Raw genomic sequence first — 10,866 nt, forward strand, 5'->3', positions numbered from 1 at the left:
CCCGGCAGACGTGCCCCTCACGCCGTCGCCGGGCCCGTCGGATGACCGGCAGAGTCCCCGGCTTGTTCCCGGCCGTCTCGCCACCTAGCCTGCTCACGTGGCTGGACGACTGATTGGGTGCGGACTCGTCGGCGTGTGACTCTCGAGCCGGCGGGTCCGTGGGCACAGCTCTCGAGGGCGCCCGCCTGTCGACCAGAGCCTCCCGGGGCTCGGAGGACCACATGCTCTCCCGTCACAGCCACACCCCCAACGCAGCGAAGCTGCACGTCATCGTCACGGACCTGTTCGGCGCCCAACGCGTCCTCACCATGCTGACCGGACGCAACTACGTGCTCACCCGCTTTGATGCCGAGGAAGCGGGCGCTGGGCGCTGGCGAGTCAGCCTCGACCTGATCGCCGATCGGGAACAGGTCGAACTCCTCGAAGCCCGTCTGCACAGGTTCCCCAGCGTGCTGGTCGTCGACGTCGAGTTGGGTGGCGCATTGGCCGCGACTGCTTGACGCAACCGTGCTGTGCTCGACCGGGCGGAAGGCGCGCCATCTCTGCGGAGTGCCCCATCGTGGGCGGCTTCGGGACAGGAGGCGGCCTCGAAGACACCTCCCAGGCATCTCACTTGGCGCGCCGCCCGGCCGGGAACGTGCCGTTCCAGGGGTTGCGCGTCACCGCTTCCGCGGCGGCGCGACCACCAGCGCGACGCCGAGAGCGGTCACCCCGATCCCCACGAGGGACAGCCCGCTGACCTGCTCGCCGAAGAGCAGGTACGCCTCGACGGCGGTGGCCACCGGCACGAGGTAATAGAGGCTGGAGACGCCCGCAGCCGTTCCCCGGCGCAGCAGCAGGAACAGCAGCAGGACCGCACCGATCGACAGGAACAACACCAGCCAGACGAACGCGGCGATGAACTCACCGGTCCACCGGATCGACGTGTCCTCGGTCGCCACCGCGACCGCCAGCAGCACGGCAGCGGCCGCCGCGTACTGCACCGCCGTCCCCCAGACCAGAGGGATCCGGTCGCCGTGCCGCTTCTGGTAGACGGTGCCGAGCGTCCCTGAGGTGAGTGCCACGAGGCACGCGACGACACCGGCCACCGGGAGCGGCTCGGCCGAGCCGGCGTCGGAGAGGCCCGGGCCGACGACCAGCACGACGCCCGCGACGCCGAGCGCCAGTCCGAGCCACTGGCGCGCCGTTGGCCGCTCGCCGAGCACCCGCGCGGCGAGGACGGCAGTGAGCACCGGTTGCAGGCTCACGATCACCGCCGACACCCCGGCAGGCACACCCAGAGAAATCCCGCAGAAGACGCCGCCCAGGTATCCGCCGTGCAGCAGCAGCCCGGCGACCGAAGCGCGGCCGTACTTCTGGCGAGAGGCCATGCCGGCCGAGCGCAGTGCGACGGCCAGGACGCCGAGCAGGGCCGCGGCGACGCCCAGGCGCAGGCTCAGAAAGGTGAAGGGCTCGGCGTAGGGCAGCCCGTACTTGGCGCCGACGAAACCGGTGCTCCACAGCAGGACGAACAGCGCCGGTCCACCCAGCGTCTGGACCCGCGAGGTCGTCCCCGTCATCGGCACAGTCTGACGACGGCGGGTAGGTCATCGCCTCCGCGCTACGACACCAGGTTGCCACCCCGCGCGGTCTCCCGGAATGGGCCGCTACGGGACACGGAGCCGGGCTTAAGTCCCTGGTGTCACGGTGTAGGTCCCCGATTTGCGGCGCGTCCCGCAGGCCGGGGACTGCGGTTACGTGGATGCGGCCGGCGAGCCGCGTGGGGATTCCTGGGATCGCCCACGTCTGCCGGGGACGGCTTTGCTGAGGTCGTCCTCGGCAAAGGACGTGACGCGCTACTTCGCCAACGGGGCGCAGAACTCCGGTCGCTACCTCAACTGCTGACGTCGTGCGGGCGATGACGTATTCCCATCCCCGCTGGCAGTGGCTCCGACAGGCGGCGGGCGGCCGCTACGAAGGCCGCCCGCCGGTCGGGGTCGGTGACCAGTTCAAGGGGGATGCTCACCCGCTTGCGATAGGCAGCTCGGATGATGACGTCTCGCTTCAGGGGTGCGCCGGCGGCGATCAAGTCGTCGAGGTAGCGGCCGAGGGCCTCCTCACCGGCTCTTGTCGTCCATGCGAAGTTGCAGCCCAGCACCGCCGGTTCCCCGCAGTAGACGCTGAGGGGTGTGACGTCGGCGCCGGAGGAGGTGCCCGAGATCGAGTAGCTGGGAAACACGCCGGAGCCCTTCTCCTGTACTCGGAAGCCGTGGGTGACGAGCTCGCTCGTCAGCGACGCCACCGAGTCGGCCAAGCCGGGGTCGCGTTCCCGCAGCCACGAGTCGACGTCAACCTGCGTCCATGTGGTCGAGGCGCGTAGGGAGGCACTCGAGGCTGGTTGCGCATCTTTCTCGTCCGCGGACTCGGAGCCGTACACGGTGGGGATGAGGATCTCCGTCGACGCGTGGACTGCACGCCGCAGGTCCATGGCAAGCAGGCGCATGCCGGCCGTGGTGTGGGCGTTCAGGTACCGGACGATGCGCCGGAGGTCCTCGTTGATCGCGTCCACCGCGAGGACGAGCGTGAAGACGCCGGCGCGCGGACGCCGCGGCTGCGGACGATCGCGCCGGTGGGGGAGCCCTCGAAAAGATGGTCCAGCGAGGGGCCGTTCTGCGCGGACCACTGCCGCTGGAAGTCCTCGGGGGTCAGCTCCGCCAGGCGGGATGCATAGTCGAGGACCTGTCCCATGATCGTGCGCCGGATCTCCTGGTTCCGGGCAAGCTTGCACTCGACGACGGTGATCGTCCCGTCGGTGTCGACGACGACGAGGTCGGCCGGTCCCACGCCGGTGCTGAACTCCCGCACCGCGACGGCCTCCCGGCCGATCCCCTCGATGAGGCTCGGCTGCTCGCCCAAAAGTCGCTGCAGCTCGTACTCGTCGACGTAGCCCTCTGACGTCGGGCGCTGCCAGCTGCCGCCGTCGGTGCGGACGAGGACATCTGTCGTGGGGGTCATCGGAGGCACGAACAGACGGTCGCACGGCCGTCCGGGGCGCGGCCGCTGCCGCTCCGAAATCGAACGCCGAGGGCTGTGCCTAGGGCGTCGTCGCGTCAGGATGCTGGCGTGGCAGCCCACGTCTTCGTCGTGCCGGGCACCCTCGATGCGTTGCACTGACGACGTCATCGTCTCCACGGACGTGCGGGGCTCCTGCTGGGCCGGGCGCTGCCCGACGGCAGCCGGGGGTCGGTGACGGTCGGGATCGGCGACCGACGGACGGCACAACGGCGCCGAGCCCGTCGGAGATCATCCGGGAGCGGATAACCCAAACGTGGCCATGCCGAGAGTCTGTGTCACGGCGACTGGCCTCCATCAAGAAGGCCTCGGCGGGACGTGCCGCCTGTCCCTAAGTGGGCCGCTTAGGGACAGTCCCGCTGGCTCGCCCTGGGGGCGGCTCCAGGGACACCGAGGACTGCGATTCGCTCACCGTCCATCACGGTCATCGCCTGCCTCGGCTTGTTCTCGCCGCTCGCGACGACGGCCAATCACCCCGACAACGAGGACTACGAGCCAGCCGACCGCCGTCGCAGCGTTTGCTACGAGGAGCAAAGCATGTATGTCCTGGGCGAGGATCCCGCGGACCACCCCTCCGGTGGTGCCGACGACGATCAGGGCGGCCAGCACAAGAAACCACGGCTTTGTGGCGACGTTGCGCTCGGCTCGCCTGGTCATGCGGCACAACCCATGAGGGGCGACAGCGGGGCCACCGTCGGGAAGACGTCTCCACCCGATGGCGCGAGTGCGGGTGTCCCTCAGTGGTCCGCTCAGGGACAGCCCAAGGCCGCTGCCGCACAACATCAGCAGGGCGCAGGCTGGCGGTCGGGGTGCTACGCGTCCCGCCCCGGAAAGTCGTCCGATGATTCGCCGGCTGCGCCCAGCATGGCGTCGAGGGAACGAGCGATGTCTGCGTCGCGGTCGTCGGCGGCGTGCTGGTAGTGCAGCGCGGCGGCGGGGGAGGAGTGGCCGAGCCGGCGCATCAGCTCCTTGGTGGTGGCGCCGGTGGCCGCGGCGAGCGTGGCGCCGGTGTGGCGGAGCTCGTGTGGGCGGACCGCCGGCAGGCCGATGGTGTCGGCGGCGCGGCGGAAGGTCGAGTTCCAGTTGCTGCGGGCGAGGTAGCCACCGGAACTGGTGGAGAACAGGAGGGCGTCCGGAGAAGCGCCAACGTGCTTCTCCAGGTGGTCCTCCAGTACTGCCGCGATGGCGGCGGGGAGGGTTACGGTCCGGTGGCCTGCGTCGGTCTTGGGTTCGCCGACCACCCACCGGCCGCCGACGCGTCGGACCGAGCGCTCGACGCGCAGCCGGCCGGCGGGCAGGACGTCGGGCCGCCGCAGCGCGGTGGCCTCACCGAACCGGAGCCCACCGAAGGCCAGGACGAGCACCAGAGCGCGGTAGCGCTCGGTCCTCCGGTCTCCCCCCAGTTGCTCTGCCAGCCGCAGGGCCTCCGCCGCGGTGAGTGCCCGCGACGGTCGGGATGCCTTCGGTGTGCCGGCCCCGCGCAGTCGGCACGGGTTGGATGCGATGGCCTCGTCGACGACCGCGATGTTGAGGATGGCGCGCAGGAGCCGGTACGACTGGGCCAGTGCCGTCGGACGCGTCGTCCGGCCGGCCCTGGCGTGCCAGGAGCGGACGGCGGCCGGCGTGACCTCGTCGACGGGAACGTCGGCCCATGGCTCGGCGAGGTGGTGGCGCCACAGGCCCGCGTATTGCGGAGGAGGTCGGTCTGCTGTGTGGCCAGCCAGGCTCAGGCGTCGGCCCTCGTGCCGAAGACCTTGGCGTGTCTACCGTCAGGGCCGCGATACCGGGCGCGGAAGCGACCGCTCGGGAGCCGGTCGACCGTGCCGAACGTCCGCTTGGCCACGGCGCGACCCTCGCGGGTGGGTCAGCGGGAGTCTGCCGTCGTCACCGCTGGCTGGGGACGCGGCCGGCGTCCACAAAGGCGTCTAGCGTCGCGCGCTCCAGGCGCAAATACTTGCCGACTTTCACGTAGCTGATCCGCCGCTCGGTGATGAGCCGGCGGACGAACCGCTCACCGGTCCCGAGGTAGTCGCCGGCCTGCGCGACGGTCAGCAGCGGACCGCGGTCTACGTTCCGCCCCTGGGCTGCCCGCGTCGTCATGGGGTCGAGCGTCGCCGGCGTCCTCCAGTGCTCCTCCAGTCCTGCTTCCGGTCACTGTCTCACCGTGTGATCATGATCTGCGTGAGCGCGGACCCGGGCTTCGAGGTCGTGGTGGGTGCCGACGGCGGCATCGCACCCGAGGAGCTGGCGCGCCATGGCGTCCGGCCGGGGGCGCACCTGCGCATCGTGGCCGAGGTCGACCGCCCCCCCATCCGGCAGGCCTACGGCGCGCTCCGCGGACAGCTCCCTGAGGTGTCCTGGGAGGACTTTGAAGCAGCCAGCCGCCTGGCCGTCGAGGACGTTGAGTCCGGTCCCACGTTCCCCGACCGGTGAGGGTCGTCGCGGACACGCATGCCTTCATCTGGTTTCTCCAGGCCGATCAGCGCCTGAGCGCGCGAGCCCGGGAGGTGCTCGAGCAAGCCCAGCAGGACCCCGACGGCGGCATCGTCGTCTCGGTGGCAAGCCGCCTCGATCTGCACTACCTCCGGCGGGCCGGTCGCTTCAGTCGGGCCGAAGTTCAACGCTGGTGGGCGGTCACGGAGGACCCGAGCTGGAACATCATCTCGGCTGCGATCACGGGCTCCGTGGTGGCGTACTTCGACTCGGCGGGGCTGGCCGCGCTCCGGGACCCTTGGGACCGGCTGATCACCGCGACGGCGATCGATCTCGGGACTCCGCTGGTCACCAAGGACCGGGCCATCACGACCGTCGGGCAATCCGGCGCAGTTGAAGTCATCTGGTAGCGGGCGTGCGACCGCAGGACTCCTCGCCGTGGCTGACCTCGCGGTCCCCGAGCGTCCAAGGTCAAGAGCCACACACGTCTTGCATTTCGGCCGGGAGCGTCGCTAGCGACCTCGCAGGCCATCTGCGCCGCAGGCGTCAAGCAGAGGCCTGCTCTGCGGCCCGACGCCCTCGGCGCACTCGTCACAACGAGTCTCCGGCCCCGCAGTGCATAAGGTGTGTCCTATTTGATCTTGTGGCTTCTCTAGTGAAGTAGCGCCGATGGGAGGGCAAGATCTCAAGGTCGTCTACCGAAGGGCCTCATTGCGCGGCGGGTAGCTCGCTGCCACCTGCTATGGGGGGCGTTGGCCGGTGCGCTTACGCGGCACTGCAGCCCGTCCGGGACTGACATCCGGCGCGTTGCCGCACCCTTGGGCCGATGCGACGGAAACTCGCTTCGGGCGCGGCTCAAGGAACCTTCGGAGCGGCTCAAGGAAAACTTGCAGGAGTTCAAGGTGTCCCCTGGTCACCGGCTATGTCCGTTACGACCTTGGCTTGTATCCGCACGCGATGTTGTCCCAGAAGTGATCGCCGGCTTCGTGAACAAGTCCATAGCGGAACTCCTCCAGCCCGCTCGTGTGAGCGTGCCGTTCAACGCGCACCGCGATGGCACTGCTCAGGTCGCCCTCGTTGAGGTTGATGAGGGGTGCACCAAGTTGTGCGGCCAGATGATTGAGTCTGGCATGAATGAGGTCGCGCTCTGCGATCCGCTCGAGACTCTGAAGTACTTCGGTCGAACCTGTACGGTAGGAGTTGATAGCCCAGGCGAGGCCGCTAACACTCCAAGCAAAGAGAGCGCCAGCGGCCACCTCGCGCCAGTTATTGCGGTCAAGCAGCCCTAACGCGATTATGGCAAAAATCGAGAACAGAAAGCACACCGCCACGCGCAATAGGAGTCTCTTGGCGCTGTGGGTTAGTTGGTCATTCGCCCAGAAGAAGCGCGAGGGGAGAAGTGTAACGAGGAGGCGTCGACCCATGTCAAGAGGTTATCCACGTGTCTGGGCCAAGGGTGCGTGACGCTGACGAGATGGGAGGCTCAAATGCTGGACGTGAGTGCTGGTAAGCCGACCGCCACAGTCAGGGGAGCATGGTCCTCACCGGAGGTGGCATGAGCTACGGAGTTCTGGCGAGGGCGCTCGCTCGCCTACGCCCCCGCCAGCAGGAGAACGAGGCGACCGAGGCACTGGCGTACGTCCTGACGGCTTCCCCGCGGGCCAGTAGGGCCTTCACTGCACTACTGATCTCGGTCGACCCACGGCTCGTCGGCGTCGGGGACTTGGCGTGGCGGACGCAGCAGCGGGATCGTCAGACCAACGCCCAAGCCGACCTTGTGGGGTTGGACGCGGCCGACGAGATTCAAGTGATTGTCGAGGTCAAGCTGGTCGCCGAGCTCCACGGTGACCAGCTCACTTCGTATCTCGACAGCTTCCGCACTGGCTCAGGGACGCTCGTGTTACTGGTTCCGCAAGCTCGCCAGGACGTCATATGGCAGGCGGCGAAGCGACGCCTCGACGATCGGCGGCTCGAAGAGGCTGGTCCGGCTGGCTCGGATTACGTCTTCCGGACCTTGGACGGCCACGTTGTCGGGCTGGTGACTTGGTCGGCGTTGCTGCAGGCACTCGAGCGGTCGATCGACGTCAGCGACCGGCTGCTGCACGCGGATCTCGAGCGGCTGCACGGCCTATTGGCCTACACCGAGGCCACCAGCTTCCGGCCGCTCCATCCGGCTGAGCTGGCCGACCTAGAGTGGCCGCGCCGGTGGAACGACTACTGCGCCTTTGTCGACCGGGTGATTGACAAACTGCTCGCTGAGGGGAGGCAGCCGAGCTTTCGCCGGCCAAGTTCGGGCAGGCGGATGCGCGTCATGGGCACGAGCGGCTGGTACGGCGGCTGGTTTGTCAGCACCGCCGTGTGGGGCCACTTCTGCATCTCGGCGGAGTACTGGCTTGCGACTGGGCAGGGGCCGTTCTTCGTCGACTTCCAGCCCGGAAACCGGACCAGTCCGTATGTGGAAGAGGCTTTCGGGGTGCTCCTGCGGGCCGACCCGCCCAGGGCGTTCAAGGCGGCCGACGGGCGGATCTTTCTGCCGATCGACCCGCCAGTGGACGCCGACGAGGACGAAGTCGTGCGCGTACTCGCCGACGGCGTCGAAGCCGTAGTGGCTGTGGCGACGGCTGGCATCCCGGCGACCACCTCGATCGATGAGCCGCCGGCCGAGGTTGAGGATGAACCGATGGGGACCGGCTGACGCCGCCTTCGAGTCGGAGATTCGCTGCCGCCAGGCCATCTGATTCCGTCTTGGCGCGACAGTGCACGCTGGCGGAAGGCAGCGGCGGCCGTGCGGTGGACTGCATGAGGCGGCTTGCTGGCGCCTTGAGTGACATTCGATCCACTTGGCGTGTTGCAGACACCCCTCGCCGGTCCAGTGCTGGCTGAACGCCCTGACTTGCCTACGAGATGGCGACATGACCCGGTTGCGGCGGATCGCGACGAGCGCTCGGGGACTGCGACCTGCCCGGATCCACGACCGCGGCGTGACCCATTCATGACCCACGCAGCGGAGAACGGGGGTCCTGAAAGGGTTTAAACGGGGCCTCCGGAGGGTCCTCCAGGCCTTTTCCGGCGAACCTGACAGGCCGGTTGACCTGTGAGAGTGCATGGAGCGGGTGACGGGAATCGAACCCGCATGGCCAGCTTGGAAGGCGCTGGCTCTTGACGCACTTTTCTGCTGGTCAGCCAGCTACAGGCCACGGGTCATGCCTTCTGCGTGCCTCAAGGGTCCAGCATTGCCTGCGGCGTTGGCCCAGGACGGCGGTGCCTACGGGCGGGAGGATCGATGTCCTCGCAGGGTGACGTCCCCACTGGTGGTGTAAGTCCCGGTCACCGCTCGCGTGGAGGACCACACGAAGGGGCCATCGTGTGATGGTCAGCGAGACCACGCCAATGGTTCTCGCAGAAGGACACAGCACACGATGGCCCTGGACCAGTCGGGACTGCCCTGCTCGAGGTGCTGGAGGCACTGAAAGCCGCCGATGTCGACGACCGGATCCGCTCGGCGGCCACCACGATCTATCAAGCCCTGATCGAGGCCGAGCTCACCGCGGTGATCGGCGCCGCGCCGCACGAGCGCACCGACGCCCGGACCGCCCAGCGCAACGGCTCCCGGCCGCGCACGCTCACGACCACGGCCGGGGATCTGAAGCTGCGGATCCCGAAGCTGCGCGCCGGGTCGTTCTTCCCCTGGCTGCTGGAGCGGCGCCGGCGGATCGATCAGGCGCTGTTTGCGGTGGTGAGGGAGGCCTATCTGCACGGCGTCTCCACCCGCAAGGTCGGGGATCTGGTCCGGGCCCTGGGCGCCGACACCGGCATCAGCAGGTCCGAGGTGTCCCGGATCTGCGCCGACCTCGATGAGGAAGTGGCCGCCTTCCGCGACCGCTAGCTGGCTGAGCAGGCGTTCCCGTACGTGTTCCTCGACGCCACCTACTACAAGGCGCGGGTCAGCCGCCGGGTGGTTCCAGATCGGCCGCGCGGCGTCGACGGTGTCGCGGGCGCTGCGCCGCAACGCCACCACCCGGGACGGCCAACTGGAGCACCGGGCGCCTACTGGGCGCCGGTTGGCATCGCTGCCGGGTGCACTTCATGCGCAACGTGCTCGCCCGCGTCCCAAGGGCAACAGCGAGATGGTCGCCGCCGCCATCCGCACCGTCTTCGCCCAGCCCGACGCCGAGCACGTGCTCACCCGGCTCGACTGCTGTGTCCTTCCGCGAGAACCGTTGGCGTGGTCTCGCTGACCATCACACGATGGCCCCTTCGTGCGATCACCCACGCGGTCAGTGACCTGAACTTACACCACCAGCGGGGACGTCACCCCCGTCGATCTTCTTGAGCTCACTTCGCGTGACAAGACTTGCCACGGCGCGGTCCACTGGGACGCCCTCGAGTTCCTTTCTGCTTTTCAATGCAGCATCATCGATGGGGCCATCAGCGTCTACCACGGTCAAAACCTGCTCCTCATAATCATAGGCCTCGCCTATCCGCCACGCGCCCACGAGTGTGCCAAAAAGGCCTACGAAGAACACTGTGGCAGCCGCGATGGTCGGGACGAGAATATGAAACGTAGACAGTGCTAGGAATAGCCACGAAGCGATCGATGCGGGATAGATGAAGGCCGAAGCAAAGGGCTCGTTCACGAAACGAGCAATCGCATTGGGGCGCGATCGGAACTGAGCGCGTTCCCCAAACGCCTGCTCCAGGCGGCGGCCAGTTCCGATGAGGTAGTGACACTTTTTGATCCCGAATAGCTCGTAGGCGTAGAGGCCCAGTGTGAACAGCAGTCCAAACGTGCCGATCGCAATCAGCGAAGGCCGCAGGTCCGAGTCATCTGCCCCGATTGCATCGGCATTTGTGCTCAGCAGCAAGAATACGCCAGTGCCTGTTGCGACAGGCAAGAGCCCCATTAGTTTCATGCGAAAATCGTTGATGGCGTGGTAGCTTTCACAGACCCGTTCGTAGAGCAAACTCCGCTGCTCTCCGCTGTCCGCTCCGTTTGTGCTCATCGGATTCCTGGCGGTTCAAAGAGAAGCGTTGCCCTCAGCGGAAGCCCACTTGGTCGCCAGTCTAGCGGCGCGAGGTTGCCAGTGGGGGCGGTTGCCTGACGGGAACGAAGATGCTCCGGCTCTCGTGGGAGCCACGGCCCGTCATGTCGGACGATGCTGCCCTCGATCGCCCTGACAGGACCGGGCCTGGTCAACGGATCAAGGGGTCGGTCGCTCGGGGCGAGGAGGGGCGCTGGCTACCTGGAGTCCTCGGTGATGTCACCGATCGTGGACGCCCTTCCCCAAGTCACGGCCGAGGGCTGTGCATCCTCGTTCGATCGTCGAGTGATCAGCCTCTGCGGACACTTCCTGACGGGCGCGGTGGTGGGCCGGAGGCAGC

General features: G+C 67.9%; 12 protein-coding genes and 1 pseudogene. 5 read left to right on the forward strand and 8 right to left on the reverse strand.

What is annotated here, in order from left to right:
• The first annotated feature begins 221 nt into the window (after positions 1 to 221).
• Positions 222 to 500 carry a hypothetical protein gene (locus tag ACI782_RS12800; RefSeq protein WP_456909700.1) on the forward strand — a complete coding sequence of 93 codons (279 nt, stop codon included), beginning with the start codon at positions 222 to 224 and terminating at the stop codon, positions 498 to 500.
• A gap of 159 nt (positions 501 to 659) precedes the next feature.
• Here ACI782_RS12800 and ACI782_RS12805 read toward each other — a convergent pair whose 3' ends face one another.
• The 6 genes from ACI782_RS12805 to ACI782_RS12830 form a co-directional block, all read right to left on the reverse strand.
• Positions 660 to 1,559 (reverse strand): DMT family transporter, encoded by a 900-nt coding sequence (locus ACI782_RS12805; protein WP_456909702.1) that lies wholly within the window; start codon positions 1,557 to 1,559, stop codon positions 660 to 662.
• A gap of 314 nt (positions 1,560 to 1,873) precedes the next feature.
• Positions 1,874 to 2,548, reverse strand: a complete 675-nt coding sequence (locus ACI782_RS12810; RefSeq protein ID WP_456909704.1) for a hypothetical protein — start codon at positions 2,546 to 2,548, stop codon at positions 1,874 to 1,876.
• A complete protein-coding gene (locus ACI782_RS12815; RefSeq protein WP_456909706.1) occupies positions 2,503 to 2,994 on the reverse strand; it encodes a hypothetical protein in 492 nt (163 codons plus the stop codon). Before ACI782_RS12815 ends, ACI782_RS12810 begins: the two co-directional genes overlap by 46 nt.
• Positions 2,995 to 3,459: 465 nt before the next feature.
• The gene (locus ACI782_RS12820) at positions 3,460 to 3,708 is read right to left on the reverse strand and encodes a hypothetical protein (protein WP_456909708.1); all 249 of its coding nucleotides are present in this window, start codon (positions 3,706 to 3,708) and stop codon (positions 3,460 to 3,462) included.
• Between the two features lie 155 nt (positions 3,709 to 3,863).
• Complete coding sequence (locus tag ACI782_RS12825) at positions 3,864 to 4,781, reverse strand: site-specific integrase (RefSeq protein WP_456909890.1); 918 nt, start codon at positions 4,779 to 4,781, stop codon at positions 3,864 to 3,866.
• 154 nt (positions 4,782 to 4,935) lie between these two features.
• Positions 4,936 to 5,151 (reverse strand): excisionase family DNA-binding protein, encoded by a 216-nt coding sequence (locus ACI782_RS12830; RefSeq protein ID WP_456909710.1) that lies wholly within the window; start codon positions 5,149 to 5,151, stop codon positions 4,936 to 4,938.
• 81 nt (positions 5,152 to 5,232) lie between these two features.
• Here ACI782_RS12830 and ACI782_RS12835 point away from each other — a divergent pair, with 81 nt between their 5' ends.
• Both ACI782_RS12835 and ACI782_RS12840 read left to right on the forward strand, forming a co-directional pair.
• Entirely contained in the window at positions 5,233 to 5,484 is a 252-nt protein-coding gene (locus tag ACI782_RS12835) for a hypothetical protein (protein WP_456909712.1), read from the forward strand.
• Positions 5,481 to 5,894: a type II toxin-antitoxin system VapC family toxin gene (locus tag ACI782_RS12840; protein WP_456909714.1), complete on the forward strand. Its 414-nt coding sequence runs from the start codon at positions 5,481 to 5,483 to the stop codon at positions 5,892 to 5,894. Before ACI782_RS12835 ends, ACI782_RS12840 begins: the two co-directional genes overlap by 4 nt.
• A gap of 519 nt (positions 5,895 to 6,413) precedes the next feature.
• On the opposite strand, the gene ACI782_RS12845 is transcribed toward ACI782_RS12840, so the two are convergent.
• On the reverse strand, positions 6,414 to 6,908 hold the full coding sequence (locus ACI782_RS12845; RefSeq protein ID WP_456909716.1) for a hypothetical protein: 495 nt from the start codon (positions 6,906 to 6,908) through the stop codon (positions 6,414 to 6,416).
• A gap of 131 nt (positions 6,909 to 7,039) precedes the next feature.
• On the opposite strand from ACI782_RS12845, the gene ACI782_RS12850 reads away from it, so the two are divergent.
• Together ACI782_RS12850 and ACI782_RS12855 are read left to right on the forward strand one after the other, a co-directional pair.
• Positions 7,040 to 8,179, forward strand: coding sequence for a hypothetical protein (locus ACI782_RS12850; RefSeq protein WP_456909718.1), 1,140 nt, complete (start codon positions 7,040 to 7,042; stop codon positions 8,177 to 8,179).
• A 750-nt stretch (positions 8,180 to 8,929) separates the two neighbouring features.
• Positions 8,930 to 9,680, forward strand: a pseudogene (locus tag ACI782_RS12855) (transposase); the annotation flags it as partial.
• A gap of 81 nt (positions 9,681 to 9,761) precedes the next feature.
• Here the strand turns inward: ACI782_RS12855 and ACI782_RS12860 are convergent.
• Positions 9,762 to 10,487 carry a hypothetical protein gene (locus tag ACI782_RS12860; RefSeq protein WP_456909720.1) on the reverse strand — a complete coding sequence of 242 codons (726 nt, stop codon included), beginning with the start codon at positions 10,485 to 10,487 and terminating at the stop codon, positions 9,762 to 9,764.
• Positions 10,488 to 10,866 lie beyond the last annotated feature (379 nt).

It is taken from the genome of Geodermatophilus sp. SYSU D00703 (genome assembly GCF_054050155.1).